The 25476-nt window shown below is 44.8% G+C and carries 17 protein-coding genes; 8 read left to right on the top strand and 9 right to left on the bottom strand.

The window, feature by feature from the left end; genetic code table 11:
- Positions 1-28: 28 nt before the first annotated feature.
- From cobA to JMX70_RS06860, 5 genes are all read right to left on the bottom strand, one after another.
- Positions 29-958 (bottom strand): uroporphyrinogen-III C-methyltransferase, encoded by a 930-nt coding sequence (cobA, locus tag JMX70_RS06880; protein ID WP_068408011.1) that lies wholly within the window; start codon positions 956-958, stop codon positions 29-31.
- Positions 959-1067: 109 nt separating this feature from the next.
- Positions 1068-4355, bottom strand: a complete 3288-nt coding sequence (locus JMX70_RS06875; RefSeq protein ID WP_201590761.1) for a molybdopterin-dependent oxidoreductase — start codon at positions 4353-4355, stop codon at positions 1068-1070.
- A complete protein-coding gene (locus JMX70_RS06870) occupies positions 4352-5782 on the bottom strand; it encodes an NAD(P)/FAD-dependent oxidoreductase (RefSeq protein WP_201590759.1) in 1431 nt (476 codons plus the stop codon). The genes JMX70_RS06875 and JMX70_RS06870 overlap by 4 nt, the downstream gene beginning before the upstream one ends.
- Before the next feature lie 77 nt (positions 5783-5859).
- Complete coding sequence (locus tag JMX70_RS06865) at positions 5860-7920, bottom strand: bifunctional protein-serine/threonine kinase/phosphatase (RefSeq protein ID WP_201590756.1); 2061 nt, start codon at positions 7918-7920, stop codon at positions 5860-5862.
- Positions 7921-7922: 2 nt separating this feature from the next.
- Positions 7923-9434 (bottom strand): NarK family nitrate/nitrite MFS transporter, encoded by a 1512-nt coding sequence (locus tag JMX70_RS06860; RefSeq protein WP_201590753.1) that lies wholly within the window; start codon positions 9432-9434, stop codon positions 7923-7925.
- 557 nt (positions 9435-9991) lie between these two features.
- On the opposite strand from JMX70_RS06860, the gene nirB reads away from it, so the two are divergent.
- Both nirB and nirD read left to right on the top strand, forming a co-directional pair.
- Positions 9992-12601 carry a nitrite reductase large subunit NirB gene (nirB, locus tag JMX70_RS06855; RefSeq protein WP_201590751.1) on the top strand — a complete coding sequence of 870 codons (2610 nt, stop codon included), beginning with the start codon at positions 9992-9994 and terminating at the stop codon, positions 12599-12601.
- A 45-nt stretch (positions 12602-12646) separates the two neighbouring features.
- Positions 12647-13054, top strand: a complete 408-nt coding sequence (gene nirD, locus JMX70_RS06850) for a nitrite reductase small subunit NirD (protein ID WP_201590749.1) — start codon at positions 12647-12649, stop codon at positions 13052-13054.
- A 268-nt stretch (positions 13055-13322) separates the two neighbouring features.
- Here nirD and JMX70_RS06845 read toward each other — a convergent pair whose 3' ends face one another.
- Positions 13323-13964 (bottom strand): hypothetical protein, encoded by a 642-nt coding sequence (locus tag JMX70_RS06845; protein ID WP_201590746.1) that lies wholly within the window; start codon positions 13962-13964, stop codon positions 13323-13325.
- 167 nt (positions 13965-14131) lie between these two features.
- Positions 14132-15148 carry a hypothetical protein gene (locus tag JMX70_RS06840; protein ID WP_201590743.1) on the bottom strand — a complete coding sequence of 339 codons (1017 nt, stop codon included), beginning with the start codon at positions 15146-15148 and terminating at the stop codon, positions 14132-14134.
- Positions 15149-15402: 254 nt separating this feature from the next.
- On the opposite strand from JMX70_RS06840, the gene JMX70_RS06835 reads away from it, so the two are divergent.
- The 5 genes from JMX70_RS06835 (at position 15403) to acnD (ending at position 23440) form a co-directional block, all read left to right on the top strand.
- A complete protein-coding gene (locus JMX70_RS06835; protein ID WP_201590740.1) occupies positions 15403-16380 on the top strand; it encodes a LysR family transcriptional regulator in 978 nt (325 codons plus the stop codon).
- Between the two features lie 339 nt (positions 16381-16719).
- Positions 16720-18018: an NRAMP family divalent metal transporter gene (locus tag JMX70_RS06830; protein WP_404814810.1), complete on the top strand. Its 1299-nt coding sequence runs from the start codon at positions 16720-16722 to the stop codon at positions 18016-18018.
- A gap of 388 nt (positions 18019-18406) precedes the next feature.
- Positions 18407-19297: a methylisocitrate lyase gene (prpB, locus tag JMX70_RS06825; protein WP_201590738.1), complete on the top strand. Its 891-nt coding sequence runs from the start codon at positions 18407-18409 to the stop codon at positions 19295-19297.
- Between the two features lie 108 nt (positions 19298-19405).
- Positions 19406-20545 carry a bifunctional 2-methylcitrate synthase/citrate synthase gene (gene prpC / locus JMX70_RS06820; RefSeq protein ID WP_198328868.1) on the top strand — a complete coding sequence of 380 codons (1140 nt, stop codon included), beginning with the start codon at positions 19406-19408 and terminating at the stop codon, positions 20543-20545.
- A 237-nt stretch (positions 20546-20782) separates the two neighbouring features.
- Positions 20783-23440: a Fe/S-dependent 2-methylisocitrate dehydratase AcnD gene (gene acnD, locus JMX70_RS06815; protein ID WP_227671190.1), complete on the top strand. Its 2658-nt coding sequence runs from the start codon at positions 20783-20785 to the stop codon at positions 23438-23440.
- A gap of 110 nt (positions 23441-23550) precedes the next feature.
- Here the strand turns inward: acnD and JMX70_RS06810 are convergent, their stop codons facing one another.
- Together JMX70_RS06810 and JMX70_RS06805 are read right to left on the bottom strand one after the other, a co-directional pair.
- Positions 23551-23841 carry a type II toxin-antitoxin system RelE/ParE family toxin gene (locus JMX70_RS06810; protein WP_201590735.1) on the bottom strand — a complete coding sequence of 97 codons (291 nt, stop codon included), beginning with the start codon at positions 23839-23841 and terminating at the stop codon, positions 23551-23553.
- A gap of 17 nt (positions 23842-23858) precedes the next feature.
- Positions 23859-24080, bottom strand: coding sequence for a TA system antitoxin ParD family protein (locus JMX70_RS06805; protein ID WP_201590732.1), 222 nt, complete (start codon positions 24078-24080; stop codon positions 23859-23861).
- A 100-nt stretch (positions 24081-24180) separates the two neighbouring features.
- Between JMX70_RS06805 and prpF the strand changes: the two genes are divergently transcribed.
- Positions 24181-25434, top strand: a complete 1254-nt coding sequence (prpF, locus tag JMX70_RS06800) for a 2-methylaconitate cis-trans isomerase PrpF (RefSeq protein ID WP_201590730.1) — start codon at positions 24181-24183, stop codon at positions 25432-25434.
- The last annotated feature ends 42 nt before the right edge of the window (positions 25435-25476 follow it).

Genomic DNA, 25476 nt, shown 5'->3' with positions numbered 1-25476 from the left:
TATTGAGCATTTAGGCTAACCCTATATTTTATGCAACACTCTCAAAAGTAGGTATAAGATGTTTATCGGTGATGGATTGCTTAATATTGCAGACTGCACGCTTACCAAATGCACCAAGGTTGTAGTCTGCAAATTCATGATATAGCGTCACCACATCGCCCATAATCAGTAATGCTGGGGTTGGCAATTTCGCTTCGGCTTGCTGCTTAGCGATACTATCAAGCGTACCGATGAGCAGTTGCTGCGTGGGCAAGCTGGCATGGCTAATCACCGCAAAAGGCGTTTCGCTATCTCGTCCCGCTGCTATTAACCCTTCGGTCAATTCATCTAGCTGATGCAATCCCATATAAAAAACGACGGTTTGGGTGCTATCTAAATGCTCGTCATAGTTATTGTTGGGCGCTCCTGATTTCTTATATGCCGTTACAAACTTCACTGTCTGCGCATGGTCTCGATGCGTCAATGGAATACCTGTACTACTAGCAGCGGCACTGGCGGCAGTAATACCGGGAATAGATTCAAAAAAGATACCATGGCGTACCACTTCTTGAAGCTCCTCTCCGCCGCGCGCAAAGATAAAAGGGTCGCCGCCTTTAAGTCTTACAACTGTTTTACCTGCCAGCGCGTGCTTGACCAGCAGCTCATTGATGCCTTCTTGCGGCAGCGCATGATTGGCTCGGCGTTTACCGACGAATATCTTCTCTGCTGTTGGTTCGCACATATCCAAGATATCCTCTGAGACCAAACTATCATAAAGCACCACATCAGCGCTCTGCATGATTCGCAAAGCTTTTAGTGTGAGCAGCTCAGGATCACCAGAGCCTGCACCGACTAAATGCACAGTACCTACTTTTGTAGCTGCTATATTTAATGGCGCGTTTAGTGTATTGACGACACACTTTTTATTAGATAAATCGTTTGGAGGTAGTGTTGCGATAAAGGCAGATGAATCCGTCATGACGGTGACTCCTAATGATGCTGTTAGTGCAATATACGGTGCAAGCCCCATGCCATATTGATCAATTGGTTGTATTTCATAAGGCGGCTATAAGGAAGTTATAAGACAGCTATGACGCATACTCCTCAATAAGCGCATTGATTTGACCCACACACGAGCCGCAATTGGTACCAGCACGGCACGCTTCGCCCACTGCTTGTGCGCTATGACACTGCTGCTTGGCGATTGCATTGACAATAATGTTTTCTCCGACTGCCATGCAAGAGCACACCAACGGACCTGGATCGATATAGCCGGTAGCTGGACGGCCTGCCAGCAACCATTTATAACGCTGCTGTACTGGTATGGCATCGGTACTGGCAAAGCAGATGTCAAGCCAATGTGTACTAGGCAAATACATCACTTTTGGTGCAAAATAAATGGCTAATAGCAGCTGATCACTCGGCATAGCAGAGTCTAAAGGACTTGGTATATGGTCTAACGCCTCACTCCTCACCTCCGACTGAGTCGAGATAAAGCGTAGTTGCTTCTCTGGTTTACTCAAGGTGAAAGCGCTATTAACCGTCAGAGTATCGTCAGCATTGTCAATCAACAATCTTTCTGATACAGACTTTTGATAGTCATCGATAAACTGCTGCCAAAATTTAGGGTCAAGCAACTGCCTAGCTGTGCGCTCGGCTGGGCTGGCAAGAGTAATGAGCACACTATTGGCTTGCCTGCTGATACTCCATGTCAGCGCTGGTAGTGAGAGAGACGAACATGCACCATTTAACTCAAAATTTGTAGACGCTGTTTGCGACTCACCCGCTATTGCTTTCTTCTTAAAATGAGCAGTCATCGCACGCAAGTGCACTAATATGGTGTCCTGCAAATCAGGATGCACCATAATCTTGCCAAGTGTCTGCATAGGCACGGCGCTCATGCGAATCGCTGAGTTTTTTAGCTCAGGCTGTCCTGAATATTGATCTACAAATGTCGGGATGAGCGTCCCTACCCGTGCAAAGCTAGCAAAGGCATTACTCCAGTGTATGGGCATAAAGGCATCACCAACACGCATACTATCACTGATGGCGATTTGCGCTAAAACCGTTTGCTCGATATTCTCATTATCTGTATCGGCATTTTTACTAACATTATTCGTATCAATAGTTGTTGCCTCACTATTCGGCAGGATCTGCTCATAGCGAGAATGTAGCTGCACATAGTCGCCCTTTTCAACACCGAGTTGTTTGGCTTCATTAGGATGGACAGTCAGCGTCGGCACAGATTCATGTTGATTGAGCTGTGGCGACAGCCCTGTGCGTGTCATGGTATGCCACTGATCTCGTATTCTGCCCGTAATCAGGCGTAGATTCACGGTTGAGGGGTCGAAGTCAGTGTTATGCCGCTTATCTCTATTCTTAACATCGCTCTTATTCGAGTTTTGCCGACGTTGATGTTGATGGAAGTGATGAAAATTAGGCAGGCTAGCACTATCTGAAGGCGTAATAGCAATGAGGTTTACTTGAGTGGGTGTAATACGCGCGCCACCCCACTGAAAGGGGGGTATTACCTCATAGTCAGCGCGACTTAGAACTGGCATTGGTAAGTCTTTAGCCAAATTGAGATAGCGCGGTTGATTGTTTTTTGATGCTGATTGACTAGGGTTGTTCTTAAAAGCAGTGAGCGCCACGTACTCATTAAATATCTCACTAGGATGATCATAATCAAACCCTGATAGCCCCATACGCCTCGCCACTTGCGAGAGTATCCACCAATCAGGTTTGGCAAGACCGAGTGCAGGCTTTACAGCGCGTTGTCTTGATATTCGTCGCTCAGAATTGGTGACTGTGCCTGACTTTTCACCCCAACCTTGGGCAGGTAATACAATATCTGCGCACTTAACCGTATCACTGTCTACCGAGCAGTCAGAGACAATGACCAAGTCACAAGCCGCTAATGCATGGCGAAATTTATCCGCGTCAGGTAAGCTCACGACCGGATTGGTTGCCATAACCCAAATGGCTTTAATCCGCCCATCTAAGATAGCATCGGCAGCATCGCACGCTTTGACGCCTACTTCTGCAGTAATAGGCTGAGGTGCCTGCCAAAAGTCAGCCACCAGTTGACGATGAACACTATTACTCAAATCTAAATGTGCCGCCAGCAAATTAGCCAGCGCGCCTACTTCTCGACCGCCCATAGCATTTGGCTGACCAGTGAGTGAAAAAGGACTGGCACCCGGTTTGCCCACTCGTCCCGTAAGCAGATGGGTGTTGATAATGGCATTAACCTTATCAGTGCCACTCTTTGACTGGTTGACGCCCATACTAAACGCAGTTACTGTTTTGTCATGAGCTGCGACTAGCTGATAAAATTCAAGGATACTGTCGATACTGACTTGGCAAGCTTGAGCAACTTTTTCAATGCTCCAGACGTTGGCTGCCGCTAAAGCATCATCAACACCATGACCATGCTCGATATAACCTATATCAGCGCAGCTGTGTTCGCTAAGATAATGTAATAAACCATTGTATAAATGCGTATCGGTGCCCGCTGCTATCGGTAGATGCAAATCGGCAAACTCACAGGAATCGGTACGACGTGGGTCAATGGCAATCAGTTTTTTACTGGGATCAGCCTTTTTGGCGGCCAAAAAGCGTCCAAACAAAATAGGGTGACACCATGCCATGTTTGAGCCCACCAGCACCAATAAATCGCAGGCCTCTAAGTCCTCATAATTACCGAGGACTAAATCTGCGCCAAAGGCACGTTTGTGTCCTGCTACCGCCGATGACATACACAGTCGTGAGTTGGAGTCGATATTATTATTACCGATAAAGCCTTTTATAAACTTATTGGCAACGTAGTAATCCTCAGTGAGCAGCTGCCCTGAGACATAGAACATAATGCTGTCGCGACCGTGCTTGGTGATAGTTTCATTTAAGCGAGTAGCGATATCATCTAGAACACTATTCCAATCGGTCGGCACGGTAGAGGCTAGATTGTTCAGTGCTGCGGTAGCGCTATAAGCATGAGAGTGGTAAGTTATGGGTTGCTGTTGTGCCATCGATGCTAGTTTATTTTGATAATAAGGCTCAGTTAAGCGGCGCTCGCTGCCTAAGGTTTGTGCCAGCGCACTGCCCTTTGAGCATAGTTTACCAAAGTTAGCAGGATGTTCAGGATCTCCTTTTACGCTCACTACCCCTATCGCATCGACACTGGCTAAGACGCCACACCCTACCCCGCAGTAAGGACAAGTGGTGCGTATGGTGGATGTCATTTCTTCAGTATAAGTGGCAATAAGAGCCGTTTTTGAAGGATTGATCATGTCATCAGATTTGTTATTAGATCGACGTATACGACTTTCTAATTCTTGACTAGCATTCGGTTTATTACTCAAGATCACTTCACTCATGACGCCGCTCCTACTATGTCTGCTGCGCTTAATAAATCCAGATCGCTATCGTTATCCATGTCTCCGTTAGCCTCACTATCTGTCGTTACCTTCTCCAAATCACAGTAAGCCTCGCCAAATATTAAATCCGCTTTTATAGGCGCGATATCACTATTGCTGTTGATCAGCTGGCTATAGAAACTGCCCTCATTGACCTCACCGTAGAGTACAGCGCCGATCAGTTTATTGTTTCTAAGGTAAAGGCAATGATAGTGATTTATACTGGTTTGCTGATAAGTAATGGTTTCGATAGCTGCCGCTTCCTCCTCTTCAAAGTCGACTTGCCCTGCTGAAAAAGCACTGATGCCAGATACTTTTAGCTTTAAGGACAGCGGTGTACTGCGAAAAGGCTGCCAGTTCTCTTTAGAACCTAAGCTGTCGCCCGATAGTAGAGTGTCTTTTAGCACAGAGACTAAGGCATCCACTTGCTGATTAACAGGTGCCACCATACCGAATAGCTCACCATCCAACTCTACGCATTCGCCAACTGCATAGACATGAGGACAGCTCGTATGCATAAAGTTATCTACAAGGATGCCTCGGTTGACCTCAAGACCACAGTCTCTCGCCAGTGCTATATTAGGCATCACCCCTACTGCCATCACGATAAAATTTGCTGGCAAGATACGTCCATCTTTCAGTGATAACCCCGCCACTTCATGCTGGTCATTGACCATAATACAATCAGTAATAGCAGAGACCTCCACAGCTACGCCCCGACGAGCCAGTTCAGCTTGCAATAGCTGGGCAGCCGGTAAGTCAAGCTGCCTGTTAAGAACATAGCTATCTACATGAACGACCGTCATGTCTGCCCCTTGGGAAGCTAGCGCACAAGCGGCTTCTAATCCTAAGACACCGCCGCCAATCACCAAACCTTTTTTCCCTTGATTCGCGTATTCAATTAAAGCATTAACATCAGCTACCTCTCGGAACACATGTACGCCTGTCGCATCATGATTGGGAAAAGGTATGACTCGAGCGCTCGAACCCGTAGCGATAACCAGCTTGGCATAAACCAGCGTCTGTCCACTATCCAGCTCAATAGACTGTTGCTTGGTGTCCACAGCGGTAACAGCAGTCCCTGCTAAGACAATAATACCCAACTGTTCATAATCTGATTGCTGGTATAAATAAGTATCGTCAAAGGCACTATCTCCTGCCAGTACTGGTGATAGCATAATGCGGTTGTAGCCGACCTCCGGCTCTTTACTGATAAGGATAATCGGTAATAACCTTTGATTATTTGACGACTGACTTTGTTGGCGCGCACGTGCCAACTCAATGGCAAAACGGCTGCCTGCCATGCCAGCACCAATAATGACAATACCCGCATTTAAATGAGCATAAGACGTTGTCTGTATTGTTAATTTTGATCTATCTGATGACATGAGCAAAAAATCCCTTAGCCGCAACGCGCAGCATTAATTAATGGCGTGTCATATCATTTTTTGTGCTGAGACTGAACTTATAAAAAATAAGCCAACAGCGAAAAAATAATTATAAACTGGATAAAGCAAATGCTATGCCATACCAGTAATGGACTGCGTATGATGAGCGGCTCAGGGTCGCTAATATGGTTAGGATTGTGATTGTCAGGGTTAAAATCTTGTAAGAACTCGCCAATCGCTTGATAGCGAGCGCGGGGATTAGAATGCAGCGCACGCATTAATGCTTGCTGGCTGGCAGCGGGTACACGGTGCTGACGTAATAACTCAGTAGGTAGGGTCAATGTATGATTTTCCTGATGTGAATGCATTAACGCTTGTGAGCTAAATGGCAGCTCACCTGTTAGCAATTCATAGCCAATCACAGCTATGGAAAATAAATCAGAGTGCACACCTTTTGGTGCATCGGTGTAATATTCTGGTGCAACGTAGTGCAAATCCCCATTGGGAGGTCGCGTACTGTCTTTGAGTATAGATGAGCTGGCTGAACCGAAATCTATCAATTTGACCGCACCTGACGGTGTCAGTAGTATATTTTCAGGCTTGATATCTTGATGTAATAGATAGTTTCGATGCATCACCCGAACCGCCATACCAATCTTGGTGAGTAAGTCATAGGTCTGCCACACATCACAAGGCGCATGACGATCCATGAAATCTCTTAGACTCCCACCTTCAATATATTCGGTCAGATAATATAGATATGTACTGCTGGCTGGTATGGGGTAATAGCGCAGCAACCCTGATGAGCTAAGCGCTGAGCTCGCGTCTATATAGGGTTTTATGCCGCTGATGTCTGTGATGTCTGTAAAGTTTCGGTCGATAGATAGGGTGTTAGGATCCGCTTGATTATAGGCAGGCTCGCCTGCCCGTCTGTGCTTAGATAAGCTTAGGCCGATTTTACGCTCCTTTAAAAATTCGCGCAGATAATGACCATCGGCAATAGCACTAAGACTTGGTGACTTTAATACAAATGGATGATGGTTTTCATCTTCTACTAGATATACTTCGCTACGAGCAGTGCGGGCTATAATATGCTTGACGATAAAACCATCAATCCGCGCCCCAACTTCCAACCCCGTTAACAACTGATAACGATGGATATCATGAAGGCTAGGGTTTTCATAATCACTATTGTCCTTAGTATGAGCACTTTCGCCTGACCTAGAATTCTGCTCATTAAACGTCTGCTTATGGCGTGCTTGTATATTCATACCCAGCATTATCATACTTAAGTTGTCATGACTGCCCTCATTAAACGCTTGCTGGCATATGCTTTGGCTGACACTAAGACTATTCATCGCCCAGTCAATAGAGCTATGCTCCGACGTATCTATCGTCTGATTCGGATGACATAGCGCCTTTACTGCTGTACATAACTCGAACTGAAGCTCGGGCGCTGCAATAGACTCATAAACACCATCGGTCATCAAGGCTAAACACTCATTTTGATGCAAGGTAAACACTGACTGCTGGAGATTGACCATCGTATCCGCGCCAATAGCGGCAGATAGCGCGCCTTTATCTTGCCCATGATGAATGCGATGGTCTTTAGTAAGTACTGCCATGCTATCAATACCAATACGGTAAATACGTGAGTCGCCTGTATGAAACAGATGAATACGGTCGCCGATACATAGCAGGCCTGACAAGGTCGATAATAGTGGTGGCACGCGCTCATAGACTTGCGGGAAATAGAGGGCATCGTTGGCTTTATGGACCGCCTCCCGAATCAATATTGCAATTTGATGGTCGTCAAAGTCTATGGATGTTTCTTGACCATTGGCCTGTGTTTTATTGGCTGATTGCGCTTGGTTTTCTGCCAATACCATTTCTTGAAGTGCCTTATTTTTGAGTGCTAAGGTAAGATGGTGCGCGACAGTATTGACCACCAATTGACTGGCTTGTTTGGGAAACTGACAGGCACTGACGCCGTCTGCCATCAGCACCAATAAAGGTGCAGATGCGGCAAGCTTGTCATATGGTAAGCAGGTTGTGATTAGCAAGCTGTCTTGATTCTCGGATTTCCGCCCTTGCATGCTATGAAAATCAAGCTGCCACAGCGCCTCATTCATTTGCATATTTAGCTCACTTGTATTTGGGCAAAACTACCATCAGGCATCTCTTCGATGATGACACCTTCAGGTTCTTTTAAAAAGAACAGCGCAAAGAAGCCAATGACGGCGGTCGCTGCAATCACCATAAAGAACACCTGATAAGAGACCAGACTCAATACAGTTAAATAAACAACTGAACCAACATTCCCATAAGCACCAGTCATGCCAGCAAATTGTCCGGTCATGCTACGCTTGATCAGTGGAATGACAGCAAATACAGCGCCTTCACCCGCCTGCACAAAGAACGAGCAAAACATTGTGATGAATAGTGCCAAGGCAATCGGCCATGTTGAATCAACGATGCCCATTAATAGATAACCAACGGCTAAGCCTGCTGTCAAAATCAACAGCGTGATTTTGCGCCCAAACTTATCACTGAGCCAACCGCCGCCCGGTCGCGACATTAAATTCATAAATGCATAGCTTGAGGCCAAAACCCCTGCCATCACAATCGATAGGTTAAATGTCTCTTGATAAAAAAGTGGCAACATAGACACCACGGCAAGCTCTGAGCCAAAGGTCGCAAAGTATAAAACATTTAGGATGCCGACCTGCTTAAAATCATATTGATGCGCTTTTGGCACAGGAGTCGTAAACACCTCTTTATTAAAACGATAGCTACTGACGAACTCATAAATATATAAAACAACCAATCCGATGTAGACGATATTGACACTCGACTGACTGAGTAAGCTGACGCCAGCAGGTGATAGCTTCCATGCCAGAAGCGCTAACGCCAAATACATTGGCAGCTTAAACGTCATCATTAGCCAAAAGTCGCCTGTTGAGGTTACCATCATGGCACCAGATTTTTTGGGTTTAAAATACGTGGCACCCTTGGGAGTATCACGTACCATCTTATAAAAAATCACACTATAGAGCATCATCACCACCCCAGAGGTGGCCGTCGCATAACGCCATCCTTCATCGCCACCAAACATAGCCGCAGCAATAATAGCTACTGTTGGCAACAGCAAGGCCGCAGCAGCAGAACCAAAATTACCCCAACCGCCATAAATACCTTCAGCCGTACCCAACTCGCTTGCAGGGAACCAATCACTCATGAGACGAATGCCCACCACAAACCCTGCGCCCACAAAGCCCAAAAAGAAACGAGACAATGCCAGCGTGTTGTAATCTTGCGCAAAGGCAAAGGTAAAACAGGGAATCGCTCCAATAGCCAAAATGGCGGTATAGACGAGGCGCGGACCAAAACGATCGGTCAGCATGCCAATAATGACTCGAGCGGGAATAGTCAAAGCAACGTTTAATATCAACAAGGTTTTGACTTGGTCTTTGGTCAAGCTCAAGGTCTCACCGATGGCAGATAAGAATGGTGCGTGGTTAAACCATACAAAAAAGGTCAGAAAAAAAGCCATCCATCCAAGATGGAGTATCTTATTCTTACCAGTAAAGGAGAGGATATTAAGCTTGTTTTTATTTGGTGCAGTAGGGCTCGGTGATGGCGATGACGACATAAGCGGTTTCCTTAAATAGTGAAATTTAGGGCCAACAGGGAAAGTCGAAGAACATATTGTATTGAACGAGCTAACCTGTTAGAGCATTTAAGGGGGTGCAATGGCTGTGCCAGCTGCCGCTATGAGCCGTGTTGTGAAGATAAAATTTACCTTTGATAAAAGCGTCTATACGTTGCTATAGATGACATCCAAGTAGCTTGGATAAATTACTCATACTCTAATAGCTATATGAAAATACTAACTTTATCGAGATAAATTTAAAATCCTCACTGCTATAAAAACAAACAAATTGGTGCATAGTTTTATCTATTTTGGTGCATCTATTTTTTATACCCTCACATTCAATGAGCGAAGACTGTCTTATTTATCATGCCTATTCATATACTCGAAAATACCACGCTGCCTTAGAAAGATACTGTCATTGACACAGGCTTTCTTCTGTAGTAATCAGCCTTTCGCTTAGAAATATGGTGCTATATAACGGTGCTTGGCACAGTTATTGAAGGTGTAATTGCTGTAAGCACTATTTAGATAAACGCATGACTAAGGATAATCACATGAGTAGCACTATAGTGAGTAAGGCAGGTAAAACTAAGTTGGTAGTGATTGGCAACGGTATGGTTGGGCATCATTTTATTGAGCGCGCCATAGAAAAAGGCTTGCATGAGCAGTTTGAAATTCATGTGTTTGCTGAAGAAAACCGTCCTGCTTACGATCGGGTGTATTTATCGAGCTACTTTGAGCATAAAGATGTCAGCAAACTCAACTTGGTTGATTTGAGCACCTATGAATCAGCCCAGATTCAGCTGCATTTGAATCAATGTATTGTAGATATCGACACCACCAATCAATACATCACCACTAAAGCTGGCGAGAAAATTGAATATAGTGAGCTGGTACTGGCAACAGGCTCATATCCGTTTGTGCCACCGATTCCAGGACGAGAGCATCGACACTGTCATGTGTATCGCACCATTGCTGATTTGGACGACATTCTTGCCATTGCTGAGCAGCCCAAAGTAAAAAGAGGCGTGGTCGTGGGTGGAGGACTACTCGGGCTTGAAGCGGCAAAAGCACTGGTCACCTTAGGATTAGAGACTTATGTGGTAGAGTTTGCCCCGCAGTTGATGGGCGTACAGCTTGATGCGGCTGGCGGCGATATTTTGAAACGAAAAATTGAAGCGCTTGGCGTCAAAGTATTGACCGGTAAAAACACCCAAGCCATTATTGATAATACCGACGCCATACATAAAAACCTGAGCACCTTTAATGAGAACCCGTGCCAGCTGACCATGCAATTCACCGATGACACCTCGCTTGATACCGATATGATCGTCTTTAGTGCCGGTATTCGTCCACAAGACGGCATTATCAAAAACAACCCTAAGTGCGCTATTGAAATGGGTGCGCGCGGCGGTATTGTAATTAATGAGCAGTGCCGTACCACGTCCAAACATGTGTATGCTATTGGCGAATGCGCGGTATGGGATAATCAAGTATTTGGCTTAGTGGCACCTGGTTATAGCATGGCGAATATTTGTGCGGCGCAAATTGCCGGAGAACAAACGCAAACCTTTACAGGCGCTGATATGAGCACCAAGCTCAAACTGATGGGCGTGGATGTAGGCAGTATCGGTGACGCACATGGCAAAAGCGCAGACAGCTTGAGCTATTTATATCAAAATCCTGCGACAGGCATCTATAAAAAACTGGTCACAACGCCTGATAACAAGCGCTTGCTTGGCGCGGTATTGGTCGGTGATACCGAAGACTATAACAATCTATTACAGCTATACCTCAATGATGTCGACTTGCCTGCCCATCCTGAGAGCTTGATTTTACCGAACGTTGAAAAACCAGCAATGGGTATAGAGAACTTACCGGATAGCGCTACGATTTGCTCATGCTACAACGTCACCAAAGGCGATATTTGCACGGCGGTTGAGAACGGTGCGTACTCCATTGCCGAAGTAAAGTCTTGTACCAGTGCAGGTACAGGCTGTGGTGGCTGTGCTCCTATGGTGAAAGACACTTTAAGCTACCAGTTAACGACCCTTGGTTTTGAGGTCAATAACGACTTATGTGAGCACTTTGCTTATACCCGTCAAGAGATCTATAGCTTGATTCGTGTTCATGGTATTAGAACTTTTGATGCGCTACTGGAGGAGCATGGTAAAGGTCATGGCTGCGAGATTTGCAAACCTACGGTCGCCTCCATCTTGGCCTCATGCTGGAATGATTATGTGCTCAAGCCTGAACTGACATCGTTGCAAGACAGCAATGACTACTATCTGGGAAATATACAAAAAGATGGCACCTATTCGGTCGTACCTCGTGTGCCGGGTGGTGAAATCACTGCTGATAAGCTGATCATCCTTGGACAAGTCGCCAAAGAATTTAATCTATATACCAAAATTACGGGTGGTCAGCGCGTGGATTTATTTGGTGCACGTCTAGACCAACTACCTGATATCTGGACACAGTTGGTGCAAGCCGGTTTTGAGACTGGTCACGCTTATGGTAAGTCGTTAAGGACGGTTAAATCCTGCGTGGGTAATAACTGGTGTCGCTACGGTGTCGATGACAGTGTCGGCTTAGCACTAAGATTAGAAGACCGCTATAAAGGCGTGCGTTCACCGCACAAGATAAAAATGGGCGTGTCTGGATGTACACGCGAGTGTGCAGAGGCACAAAGCAAGGACTTTGGTATTATCGCCACCGAAAATGGTTGGAATTTATTTGTCTGTGGTAATGGCGGTATGACCCCGCGTCATGGCGAATTGTTTGCCACTGATCTTGATAGCGATACGGTCATCAAATACATCGACCGTATTATCATGTTTTATATCAAAACAGCAGATAAGCTCCAGCGTACCTCAAAATGGCGCGAGAGCTTAGATGGCGGATTGGCGTATTTACAAGCCGTCATTGTTGAAGACAGTTTAGGCATCGCTGATGAGCTAGAGGCGCAGATGCAACTGCTGATCGACAACTATGTGTGTGAGTGGAAAGCCACCATCACCGATAGCGAAAAGCTCAAACGCTTCCGTCACTTCGTCAATAGTGAACAAGGAGATGACAATGTGGTCTTTGTCACCGAGCGCGAGCAGATCCGCCCTGCGACCGATATTGAAAAAGCTAAAATCCTAGCGACTGAGCTGTCTTAATCACCGCTTAATAACTTTCGATCATACACCAATAAGGATAATCCAATGAACCAGTATATAGTTTGTAGATTAGAAGACATTCTCCCTGAAACTGGTGTTTGCGCACTAATAGAGGGCAAACAAGTAGCAATTTTTCGTACTAAAGACAATAAACTATTCGCGCTTGATAACTATGATCCCTTTAGTCAGGCCAATGTATTATCTAGAGGGTTAGTGGGTGGTACTACTGTTACCAACGATGGTGGTATTGATGAAGCGGTGTTGTATGTGGCTTCACCTATTTATAAGCAGCGCTTTAACATTGCTACCGGTCAGTGCTTGGATGATAACAGTGTAATGCTTGCTACTTATGATGTTGAGCTTGATATTAGTTTTGAAGGTAATGATGTGATTATAAAATATGAGCAGTTAGAAACGTCATCTACGACACTACTCGAAATAGAGGCTGTCTAAGCTGTTGGTTTACATTTACATCTGTTTTAGTCAATACTCAATAGTTGATAGACAGTGGTTGATATAATATTCAAGATTGCATAATAATCTGAGATAGGCTTTGAAATTAAAACCTTCTCAGATTATTACCTGCTTTAGTCTCATCCCGATACAAGATACTCTTAGCTTCTGCTTTAAAATCCTGTGGATTCATTTCTGTCTGAGTGGTAATGTCAGGTTTCTGGCTAGCCTGTTTCTCTGAGTCACGGAATAAGGTATTCTGCGCCTCTTATCTAAAATCATGCTCACTAAGTGCTGTTTTAACTTTTATAGCCTTCATATTATTGATTTGCTCATCACCATTTTGCCTTTCATTTTTTGTCTCATCTCGTGGTGAAATGAAAGTAGGAATAGAATTAGGGTCGGTTGCTAAGTTTGTATTCATTTGCTTGGCAGATGCCCTATTCTGAGCAACTGACGTGCTGTTAACTCCTAATGGTACCTGAGAATTTTTTGAGAGTAAGTAATTGAAGGCAAATACGGCAAGCAAGAAGACAGCGCAAAAGATAGCCATGACACTGAGAAACTTGGCATAATTAAGCGACCTACTCTTTTTAGGTTTCTTTGTAGATTTAGCCGTGTCAGCGTAAAATGGAGAGGTTGATTGGTGAGCTGTGACTGTTTCGTTAGAATGAATGATATCTAAGGATTGATGGTTCTCGCTCTGCTTATGTAGCTTATGTACCATAGTCGCATCCGCTGCAGAATTTTCTAACGCTTTTTGCTTATCTTGCTGCTGCATGTAGCGCTCATAGGGCCGACGCATACGCTTTCGACCCTCGATATTCAAGATAACATCATCACTGTTAAGGCTACTGCTAGGCAGCTTATTAGCGATATCAGGATTTCCGTCATTACTTGAGGGGTTCATAAGTCAGTACCGTATCCATATATATGATGAGCGGTATATATCCGCGTCTTTATATGATGATACGTAACCTATGACACGATGCAATGATTTTTGGAATGAGCGTAAGAATTAACAGATAAACGGTATCAAAACACAAGCTCGTTGCTCAAAATCATTATTATCACAGCTTAATCGTTGGTCTCACGATACAAGGTACTTTGTGACTCTTCTCTAAAGTCCTCGTATGTAATGGCTGGCTCAGATGCCGATTCATTTTCTGAATCATCGATAGCGGCGGCTGGTTTACGATTAACGTCTTTGTTGTCGGTATTTACCACCTGAGGCTGAGTATTTACAGGCTGTTGCTTGCTGGCATCATTCGAAGTATTTGTTGCATTTGCGGTATTATTATCGCTGTTATTACTACTGTTTGTCGTGCCAGCGTTATCAGACGCTGCCACCTTAGATTTAGGTTCAGGTTCAGGCGCTGTGGTTGACGTTGATAAGACCCCCGTAAAGATAAGGGCTAGTACCACCGCAGCAATGAATAATGAGCCCACTATCATGCCAATAATGAGCGGTTTTTTGCTACTTGCCAGCTTTTTATTTTTTGAGAGGGTAAATGCGGTTGGACTTTGTACTACCAAACCGTCGTTATCTATGTTCTCATTAGTACTTTTAGAATCATGATCTTGAATGTTTTCATCGTTTTTAGAATGGTTTTTAGAAATGTGCTTGGCATCATCTAAAGAGTCTGTACTGGAAAAGGAGGCTTTTTCTTTTACCATAGCATCATGAGGTAGGTCAGCTTCATTGCTTGCTGTACCACTTACCTCTAGACGCTCATCTTCATCAAAGAAATTCAAATGAACGCCGGTACTTTTACTGCTCGTTCGCTGTAGGCTGCTCTCTGGTTGCCAATCCTCTTGCTGGCTGGCGAACAATTCTAGCTCTGCTGCGCTCAAAGGCTCGTATGAGGACAGTTTATCAGCGTTTTTTAGCGGTGCGAGCCTGCCGTTGCCGTTGCCGCTAATACTACTGGCTTGTTCGCCATCTTCATTGTCATTGCTGTCCACATTTTCGACACGCGTGATAAAGCGCTCATAGATATCGTTTTTACGCGAGCGTCTACGCGGCTTAGCATTAGCGATTTTAGCCAAATTTGCCTCTAGATCAGTGCTTTTCTTGCTTTTTTTGTCGCTCATGAAGAGATACCAGAACAGTGAATGCCACAAAAATTAGATGATTGCTAAAATTAAGGTATAAATGATTTTTTACGTTTTATCTATATAACTAATTTACATCAATTGTTTGCTAAATTGTAACACTATCGTTGCCACACAATATAGTGTGTCACTCCCTATCCTTCAAGTATAATTTTAGCTGGGTCGCTGCTATATGCCTAAAATAGCTAACATATCTGATTAAATGAGCGTCATAAATAAGTGAGTATCATCATATGGATCTAAAACAGCTCAAGGCCTTTATCGCTATCGCTGATCTTAAAAGCTTTAGCGCGGCTGCTAGCAAGACGGGATTGTCACAGCCAACGCTCAGCCGTTTGCTCAAGCAACTTGAAACCGATATGGGCGTAGAATTAATCGACCGCTATCATAGACCGCTCCACCTGACCGAAGCGGGCGCGTTTTTTTACGATAAAATCAGCACCATTCTGACAGAGATTGATACCGTCACCAGTATGACCCAGCGCTTATCGGCGCCAAGTGCGGCTTTAAATATTGGCTTTGTACCATCGGTGCTGTACGGGCTATTACCTGAGGTTATCGCCAAGCTAAAGCAGTCTCATCCTGATATTGAGGTCAATCTCAAGGACATCAGTTCCTATCAGCAAATTCACGCCTTAAAAAGCGGTGATATTGATATTGGCTTTGGGCGTTTTGCGCATCAAGATCCGTGGATTCAGCAAATACTATTGCGGCATGAGCGTTATCTGGTAGCACTGCCTAAAGCACATCCGCTCGCCGATAGCGATGAGCAGCGTCTGATTGACTTGGCAAATAACCGCTTGATTTTATACCATCAAACCCATCTGCCTATTTCGACGACCGCGATACCTATTAAGTCTTCTAACGATCAGCCTTCTTTTGAGCCAGTCACTGAGCCTTTGCTGCATTTATTTGCCCAATATGGTATTTCACCATTTATGACCACCACCGTCAGTGATTTACAAGTGGCGCTCGGTTTGGTTGCCGCGGGCGAAGGCATTACTTTAGTCCCTGCCAGCCTAAAAACGGTGCGTACTGAGCAAATCGTCTATCGTCGCCTATTGCATGAAAATGCTACCTCTCCTATCTACCTGCATACACTTAAAGACTTTATCCATCCAAAAATCCCCGACTTACTTAGCGCGATTTATCAAGTCTATGAGCGCCGCGGTATCACTTATCGCAAGCAAAGTTTTACCTCGCAAGGGTAAAGAGTATTAAAGTACGTCGAAGCGCTTTAAATCGTGCGAAATGGCAGCTATCGGCAGCATATTGTGGTATAAAGAACCGGCAAAAAAATTGGCGCTAACCCTTGATATTCATAAACTATCATGCTAACCATCAAGAATAGGTATGCAAACTATTAGTAATAATAATTAAAATAATCCTTATCTTGCTCAGCAGCAGTATGCTAAAGTCGATACAAGATGAATCGTTTTATATTTATAGTTTAACTGCTATATATATCGTATAAACCATTTCTCTCATGATCACTGGCAAACTGACACAGGTAAGTGATGTTTTGCCGTTTTAACCATTTCGAGGTATTCATGACCACACAACCACTCAACACTCCAAGCGCCACCGACGATGGCGCAACTGGGTACGCTGTTCCCCAGCAAGAAGGATTTAGCTGGCGGATTTTTGGCCCCGGTATATTAATGGCGACTGCTGCTATCGGTGGCTCGCATCTGATTTCATCGACGCAGGCGGGCGCGCTATATGGCTGGCAGCTGGCGATTATGATTATTTTAGCCAACGTCTTTAAGTATCCGTTTTTTCGCTTCGGCACCGATTATGTTTATGATACGGGCGAGAGTTTGATCGCAGGCTATGCCAAACGCTCAAAGGCCTATCTTTGGATTTACTTTATTCTCTCCATCCTATCAGCGGTGATTAGTACGGGTGCGGTGTCCCTAATAGCAGCGGTTATCTTAGGCTTTATGCTGCCCGCCTCTGTTCAGCTCTCAACCATGAGCTTGTCGATGATTATCGTAGCAGTATCATGGTTCTTCTTGATTGCTGGTCACTATAAGCTGCTCGATGGCGTGACCAAGTGGATTATGATTGCCCTGACCACAGCAACGGTCGCCGCGGTGGTCATTGCCGCTGGCAAGCCAACTGTTATGGTGACAGATTTTGTCGCCGCATCTCCTTGGAATCTTGCGACCTTGGGTTTCATTGTCGCACTGATGGGCTGGATGCCAGCGCCACTTGAGTTTGCAGCGATTACTTCGATGTGGACGTCAGCCAAAAGAAAAACCGACAACACCACTCACCGCCAAGGTTTGTTAGACTTTAACGTTGGTTACGCAGTGTCGGCTATTTTAGCCCTGTTTTTCTTAGCGTTAGGTGTGTTCGTACAATATGGCTCGGGTCAAGAGATTGAACTGGTCGGCGGCGCTTATATCAATCAGCTGATTAACATGTATACCGCCACCATTGGCGAATGGTCACGCCTACTGGTCGCCTTCGTCGCCTTTATGTGCATGTTTGGCACCACGATTACCTGCGCTGATGGTTACGGCCGCGCCAATGCCGAATGCTGGCGTTTGATTAAAGGTCAAAGTGAGATTAATAAAAAACAAATCGCTTTTTGGACCACTTATGCGATTGGTGGCGGATTGGTGATTATCACTTTCTTTACCGGACAATTAGGGGTGATGCTTAAGTTTGCGATGATATCGGCGTTTGTCTCGGCGCCTATTTTTGGTTGGCTTAATTATTCATTGGTTAAAAACCATAAAAAACTATCAATGGGTATGAACGCTTTATCCATTGCAGGTCTGATATTCTTGGCAGGTTTTGCGCTCTTGTTCCTTGCTAACCTTGCAGGATTTATTGGTTAAACAATATTTACCATTAAGATTTTATGATAGAAGTAAAAAAAGCCCTTTTAGCCCTGCTATGAGGGCTTTTTATTGTTAAGTGATTATTTTTTTTAAGAGTTGACTGACAAAAAACCCAGCTATTTGTAACTAAATGTAAATTAATTAATATGGTAAAGATGACGACTTTAGTAATATGAATAACTATTATGATAAAGGTTTAAAAAATGGATATTACTATTCTACAATTGAATATATTTAATATAAGTAATCACTGTTTAAAGTAAATTTAATATAAGCTTGAGAAACACCGCTTTGCAGTCATGGATAATTGGGTATAATCAAGCACAACAATCTCATCCTTCTTCATCATATCGATAAGATTATCCCTCCACGTAAGGACTACGACATGACCTCATCAGCTGGCGCTCGCTTTCGCAGTGCAATGAAACAAAAAAACGATAATAACCAACCACTACAGATTGCCGGTGCGATTAATGCTTATACGGCGATGATGGCAACCCAAGTCGGTCATCAAGCGTTATACCTCTCTGGTGCTGGCGTGGCCAATGCCTCATTTGGTCTGCCTGATTTGGGTATGACCAGCCTTGATAACGTCTTAGAAGATGCGCGCCGTATTACCGATGCGGTGGATACGCCGTTATTGGTCGATATCGACACCGGTTTTGGTGGGGCATTTAATATCGCTCAAACGATTAAGAAAATGGAAAAAGCCGGCGTTGCAGCGGTGCATATCGAAGACCAAGTAGCGCAAAAACGCTGTGGCCATCGCCCAAATAAAGAAATCGTTAGCATCTCAGAGATGGTTGATCGCCTAAAAGCGGCGCTTGATGCCAAAACGGATAAAGACTTTGTGGTCATGGCTCGTACAGACGCCCTATCTGTTGAAGGTCTTGATGCAGCGGTTGAGCGCGCGGTTGCTTTCCAAGAAGCTGGTGCTGATATGATTTTTGCCGAAGCATTGACGGATATCGAGATGTACCGTAAGTTTACCGATGTACTTGATATTCCAGTCCTTGCCAATATGACTGAGTTTGGTCAAACCGACCTTTATACTACCGAACAGTTATATGCAGTTGGGGTTGATATGGTACTTTATCCATTGTCAGCGTTTCGTGCGATGAATAAAGCGGCATTAAACGTTTATCAGCATCTGCTTGATGATGGCACGCAAGAAAAAGTCGTCGATACCATGCAAACCCGTATGGAGCTTTATGACTTCTTAAACTATCATGAGTTTGAGCAAACGCTAGATAAGCTGTTTGCCAATAGTAAATAAGCATTAAGTCAACCATAAGCAAAATCATCTACCTTTGGTTTTGCTTATTCACTTTTAGTCATCTTTATTTTTTAACTCAAAAAGAGCTACCAACAAAAGGAATTTAACATGGCAGCACAGAATCAATCAACAAAAGTATTGTCAGGCGCAGGTCTACGTGGTCAGGTCGCGGGCAAGACGGCACTATCGACGGTCGGTAAATCAGGCTCAGGTCTAACCTATCGTGGTTATGATGTGTCAGAGTTGGCCGATAAATGCGTCTTTGAAGAAGTGGCTTATTTGCTACTTTATGGCAACTTGCCAACCCAAAGTGAGCTTGATGCTTATCAGACTAAATTGAAAGGTTTACGCGGCTTACCTCAAGCATTAAAAGATGTGCTTGAGCGTATTCCTGCGGACGCCCATCCGATGGATGTATTGCGTACCGGCTGCTCAATGCTTGGTAACCTTGAGATGGAAACTGACTTCTCACAACAGAACGATAAAACCGACCGCATGCTGGCGGTATTCCCATCAATCATCAATTACTGGTACCGCTTTACCCACGACAATGTGCGTATCGAAACCGAAACCGATGATGATACGATTGGCGGTCACTTCTTACATCTGCTTAAAGGTGAAAAACCAAACGAGCTGCATACCAAAGTTATGAACGTATCGCTCATTCTTTATGCTGAGCATGAGTTTAACGCCTCAACCTTTACCGCACGCGTGTGTGCGTCTACCCTATCTGATATCCACTCTTGTATCACTGGCGCGATTGGCTCATTACGTGGTCACTTGCATGGCGGCGCCAATGAAGCGGCGATGGATATGATTGAAGGCTTTACATCAGCCGACGAAGCTGAAGAAGAGATGATGGCAATGCTGGCCCGTAAAGACAAAATCATGGGCTTTGGTCATGCCATCTATAGCGAATCAGACCCACGTAACGTCGTTATTAAAGGCTGGGCGGAAAAGCTCGCTGCTGACGTTGGTGATGAGGTGCTATACCCAGTATCAGTACGCTGTGAAGAAGTGATGTGGCGTGAGAAAAAACTCTTCTGTAACGCCGATTTCTTCCATGCCTCTGCCTATCACTTTATGGGTATTCCAACCAAACTGTTCACGCCAATATTTGTCTGCTCGCGCCTAACCGGCTGGGCGGCCCACGTTTTTGAACAGCGTGCCAATAACCGTATCATTCGCCCAAGTGCGGAATATACCGGTGAAGAGCTGCGCCCAGTACCAGAGATGAGTGCGCGTTAACTCGTCTTGAAATAATAATTTTTCTTAAAACAATATGTTTGTAGGGTGTGCTTCATCTTCATCTTCATTTTTAGTAAAACAGCTGAAGACACGCCCTACAACTCCCTACCTTCAATGTTTAAAAAATTAACGCTTAAAAGTTTTTTTAGCAAAGTCTGATTTTATTTTGACGCTTTTACTAAAAAAATTTACCCCTTTTTAGCCTCATTGCAACCAGCCAACAGCCAAAGGTGACTTATGGACAACGCCCTCGTACAACCGATGAATGAACAATTTAAAAAACCATTACCCGATACTGATTTGTATTACTTTGACGCCCGTGAAGCGATTGAAAATATCGAAGCTGGCGCCTATGACAAACTACCGTTCTGCTCAAAAGTATTGTGTGAAAACTTGGTACGCCGCTGCCCGCCAGAAGACTTAACCGCAGCCCTTAAGCAGCATATTGAAGGCAAGCAAGACCTCGATTTTCCGTGGTACCCTGCCCGTGTCGTTTGCCATGATATTTTAGGTCAGACCGCGTTTGTTGACTTGGCAGGTCTACGTGATGCCATCGCCGAGCAAGGCGGTGATCCATCAAAAGTAAACCCTATCGTACCGACTCAGCTTATTGTCGACCATTCACTAGCCGTTGAGCATGCAGGCTTTGAAGAAAACGCTTTTGAGAAAAACCGCGCCATCGAAGAGCGCCGTAACGATGACCGTTTTCACTTTATCAACTGGTGCCAGTACGCCTTTGATAACGTCAACGTCGTACCGCCTGGTAACGGCATTATGCATCAAATCAACCTAGAGAAAATGTCGCCGGTTGTGCAAGTGGTACAAAATAAAGCCGGTGAACAAGTGGCGTTTGCCGATACCTTGGTTGGTACGGATAGCCATACGCCGATGGTTGATGCTTTGGGTGTGATTTCAATCGGTGTTGGCGGGCTTGAAGCGGAAAGCGTCATGCTAGGCAACCCCTCATACATGCGCCTGCCAGATTATGTTGGGGTCAAATTAACGGGTAAATTGCAAAAAGGCATTACTGGTACAGACTTAGTATTGGCAATGACCGAGTTCTTACGTGATGCTGGTGTTGTCTCTACTTATATTGAATTCTTTGGTGAAGGTGCACGCCAGCTTAGTGTTGGCGACCGCGCCTCTATCTCCAATATGACCCCAGAATATGGCGCCACTGCCGCGATGTTCTATATCGATGAGCAAACCATCGATTATTTGCGCTTAACGGGCCGTAGTGAAGAACAAATCAAACTGGTCGAGCAATATGCTAAGCAAACCGGTCTGTGGGCTGATGGTATGGAAAATGCCATTTATCCACGCGTTCTTGAGTTTGATTTATCAAAAGTCGTTCGTAACATGGCAGGCCCTTCGCGGCCGCATGCGCGCGTATCAACCACTGACTTGGTTGCTAAAGGCATTGCTCATGGCGAAGGTGAGAAATTACCTGAACCAAAAGATGGCTTAATGCCAGATGGCGCAGTGATTATTGCCGCGATTACCAGCTGTACCAATACGTCTAACCCGCGCAATATGGTTGCTGCTGGTCTTGTCGCCCGTAATGCCAATAAAAAAGGTTTGCTGCGTAAGCCTTGGGTGAAATCGTCATTAGCACCTGGCTCAAAAACGGTCAAGATGTACTTAGAAGAAGCTGGCCTGATGCCAGAGCTACAAGAAATTGGTTTTGACGTGGTTGGCTTTGCTTGTACTACTTGTAACGGTATGAGTGGCGCGCTTGATCCTGATATCCAGCAAGAAATCATCGACCGTGACTTATTTACCACCGCTGTACTATCTGGCAACCGTAATTTTGATGGTCGTATCCACCCGTATGCTAAGCAAGCGTTTTTAGCGTCACCGCCATTAGTGATTGCCTACGCTATCGCCGGTAACATTCGCTTTGATATCGAAAAAGATTCGTTAGGTAAAGATCAAGCTGGCAATGACGTGTATTTAAAAGACATCTGGTTTGATGACGATGAAGTTGATGCTATCGTCGCCAAAGCGGTGAAGCCTGAGCAATTTAACGCCGTGTATATCCCGATGTTCGATGAAGCCAAAAAAGATACCGGCAAAGCGCTAAGCCCACTGTATGACTGGCGCGAGATGACCACTTATATCCGTCGTCCGCCGTATTGGGAAGGCAAAATGGCGGCGATGAATAAGCTAAAAGGTATGCGTCCACTGGCGGTGCTTGGCGATAATATCACCACTGACCATTTGTCACCGTCTAACGCGATTTTGGGCGATTCGGCTGCTGGCGAGTACCTTGATACCATGGGCCTGCCTGCGGAAGACTATAACTCTTATGCGACTCATCGCGGCGATCACTTAACGGCGCAGCGTGCAACATTTGCCAACCCTAAATTGCTCAATGAGATGGTACGCGACGAGAACGGTGACGTGATTCAAGGGTCACTTGCTAGAGTAGAGCCAGAAGGTCAGGTCATGCGCATGTGGGAAGCGATTGAAACCTATATGAACCGCGAGCAACCGCTGATCATCATCGCAGGCGACGGCTATGGTCAAGGCTCAAGCCGTGACTGGGCTGCCAAAGGTGTACGTCTGGCTGGCGTTGAAGTCGTGGTTGCAGAAGATTTTGAACGTATCCATCGTCAAAACTTGGTCGGTATGGGCGCGCTCCCCTTGCAGTTTAAAGAAGGGGTCAATCGCAATACCTTAAATATCGATGGTACTGAAATATTCGATATCGAAGGCGAAGTATCTGCTCGTGGTGAGATGACGTTAGTGATTCATCGTAAAGACGGCACCGTCGATAAAGCACCTGTTATCTGCCGTTTAGATACCGCTGATGAAGTCAAAATGTATAACGCTGGCGGTATGCTACAACGCTTTGCCAAAGAGTTTATCGATGGCACGCTAGATATTGCGTAATCCGCATGGATTTTGAGTAATCAAAGAGCCGATGTTGTATAAATTATACGGCATCGGTTTTTTAATCTTTAGATATGAAAAATAATGAGCCTAGTGCTTTATAACGAGCATTAAAGTATTAATTTAACGTCCCGATAAAGGTTCTCATGTGGGCCAAACATTAACAAGGTAAGGACAAGTTGACCATCATCGATTTGATAAGCCAATAATGTTAACTGCTTTAGCATTTTAAACTTATAAATTCGTACTGATGATAAGTCACCTACCTTTTGCACACCTATATCAGGATGGTCAATGATGGCACGTACAGCATCATCTAAATCAGCTTTCTGATTATTGTGCAATTTTTTAACGGCTTTTTTAAAACTATGCGATTGAATAATACTTAAAGACTGAGTCATTGTTTATCCAAAGTAAACTATCCAAATTCGTAGGGTTCAACCATACCAGCATCAACTTCTGCTTGCGCAATCAAAAGCTGACGAACAAATTCGTAAGACATATCAGGGTTGTCTTCCATAATTTGTCCAATGGTAGCCCAATGCTCTATTTGCTTTGGCGGGGTACGATGTTGTGCTTTAGATATCGCATAGGCTTTATCAACCAGCGCCTTGTTAAGACGTATGCTTGCAGTGGACATAACTTTCTCCATATTCAAAATATTAATCCTTGTGGTATTTTACCACAAAAATAGTGTATTAACGACTCTCATCCTCATAAACAGATATAAGGAATAAGAAATGACCCAATCAACTTTAGAAAACACACCAAAATTTGCCCCACAAATCTCCGTCCCTGCTACCTATATGCGCGGCGGTACTTCAAAAGGGACATTTTTTAAATTATCCGACTTACCAGAGCGCTGCCAAGTGGCTGGCAAGGCGCGTGATAATTTCCTCTTGCGGGTCATTGGTAGTCCTGATCCTTATGGCAAGCAAATTGACGGCTTGGGTAATGGTAGCTCTAGCACTTCAAAGACGGTGATTTTATCTAAAGCCAAGCAAGCAGATCACGATGTCAATTACTTGTTTGGACAAGTCAATATCGCCAAACCTATGATAGATTGGGCGGGAAATTGCGGTAATTTAACCGCAGCAGTTGGTGCTTGTGCGCTTAATATGGGCTTAGTTGATGCTGATAAAATTGCTAATAGTATTGATGACAGTAGTGAGAGTGGCATTTGCGAAGTACGCATTTGGCAAGAAAATATCAGTAAAACCATTATCGCTCATGTGCCTGTTTACTTAGATGCGCAAGGCAAGGTACAAGTGCAAGAAACCGGCGATTTTGAATTAGACGGTGTGACCTTCCCCGCTGCCGAAGTCAAAATCGAATTTATCGACCCGGTAGATTCATCAAGCGATATGTTCCCCACGGGCAACCTAATCGATGATTTTGATGTGTCTGGCTGTGGTCTAAATACCGATAGCGTCAAGGCCACCTTTATCAGTGCCGGTATCCCAACCATCTTTATGAAAAGCGCTGATTTGGGCTTTACCGGTACTGAGCTGCAAGGCGACATCAATAGTAGTAGCGAAACCTTAGCTAAGTTAGAGGCAATCCGTGCCAAAGGTGGCGTTGCGATGGGGTTATTTAAAGACGTCAGTGAAGCACAAAGTAGTCAACATATTCCAAAGATTGCTTGGGTTGCCCCTGCACAAAGTTATAGCGCCTCAAGTGGCAAAGCCGTTGATGCCGCAGATATCGACTTAGTCGTACGCGCGATGAGTATGGGACAATTACATCATGCGATGATGGGTACGGCAGCGGTGGCGATTGCCGCAGCAGCAACGACGCAAGGTACATTGGTCAATGAAGCAGCTGGTGGTAGCGAATTAGGTGAAGTGCGCTTTGGGCATCCATCAGGAACGCTACTCGTCGGCGGTAAAACCGAACGCGTGAACGGACGCTGGCAAGCCAAAAAAGTCTCCATGAGCCGCTCTGCACGCCGTATTATGGTTGGTGAAGTTTTTGTACCAGCGGATGCTTTTTAATAACGACAATTTTTAGGAAACGAACTTAAAAGAAAATTAAAG

Source organism: Psychrobacter pulmonis, from assembly GCF_904846465.1.
Taxonomy (GTDB): Bacteria; Pseudomonadota; Gammaproteobacteria; order Pseudomonadales; family Moraxellaceae; genus Psychrobacter; species Psychrobacter faecalis.
Note: the sequence above shows the minus strand (reverse complement) of the source record. Positions and strands in the feature narration are given on the sequence as shown.

Bases quoted from the DNA above. Each gene is read 5' to 3' on its own strand.
- JMX70_RS06835 (WP_201590740.1), top strand. From the start codon at position 15,403: ATGGATCTAAAACAGCTCAAGGCCTTTATCGCTATCGCTGATCTTAAA.
- prpF (WP_201590730.1), top strand. From the start codon at position 24,181: ATGACCCAATCAACTTTAGAAAACACACCAAAATTTGCCCCACAAATC.
- JMX70_RS06875 (WP_201590761.1), bottom strand. From the start codon at position 4,355: ATGAGTGAAGTGATCTTGAGTAATAAACCGAATGCTAGTCAAGAATTA.
- cobA (WP_068408011.1), bottom strand. From the start codon at position 958: ATGACGGATTCATCTGCCTTTATCGCAACACTACCTCCAAACGATTTA.
- JMX70_RS06845 (WP_201590746.1), bottom strand. From the start codon at position 13,964: ATGAACCCCTCAAGTAATGACGGAAATCCTGATATCGCTAATAAGCTG.
- prpC (WP_198328868.1), top strand. From the start codon at position 19,406: ATGGCAGCACAGAATCAATCAACAAAAGTATTGTCAGGCGCAGGTCTA.
- JMX70_RS06860 (WP_201590753.1), bottom strand. From the start codon at position 9,434: ATGTCGTCATCGCCATCACCGAGCCCTACTGCACCAAATAAAAACAAG.
- JMX70_RS06810 (WP_201590735.1), bottom strand. From the start codon at position 23,841: ATGACTCAGTCTTTAAGTATTATTCAATCGCATAGTTTTAAAAAAGCC.
- JMX70_RS06870 (WP_201590759.1), bottom strand. From the start codon at position 5,782: ATGTCATCAGATAGATCAAAATTAACAATACAGACAACGTCTTATGCT.
- acnD (WP_227671190.1), top strand. From the start codon at position 20,783: ATGGACAACGCCCTCGTACAACCGATGAATGAACAATTTAAAAAACCA.
- JMX70_RS06830 (WP_404814810.1), top strand. From the start codon at position 16,720: ATGACCACACAACCACTCAACACTCCAAGCGCCACCGACGATGGCGCA.
- nirD (WP_201590749.1), top strand. From the start codon at position 12,647: ATGAACCAGTATATAGTTTGTAGATTAGAAGACATTCTCCCTGAAACT.
- JMX70_RS06865 (WP_201590756.1), bottom strand. From the start codon at position 7,920: ATGCAAATGAATGAGGCGCTGTGGCAGCTTGATTTTCATAGCATGCAA.
- JMX70_RS06840 (WP_201590743.1), bottom strand. From the start codon at position 15,148: ATGAGCGACAAAAAAAGCAAGAAAAGCACTGATCTAGAGGCAAATTTG.
- prpB (WP_201590738.1), top strand. From the start codon at position 18,407: ATGACCTCATCAGCTGGCGCTCGCTTTCGCAGTGCAATGAAACAAAAA.
- nirB (WP_201590751.1), top strand. From the start codon at position 9,992: ATGAGTAGCACTATAGTGAGTAAGGCAGGTAAAACTAAGTTGGTAGTG.
- JMX70_RS06805 (WP_201590732.1), bottom strand. From the start codon at position 24,080: ATGTCCACTGCAAGCATACGTCTTAACAAGGCGCTGGTTGATAAAGCC.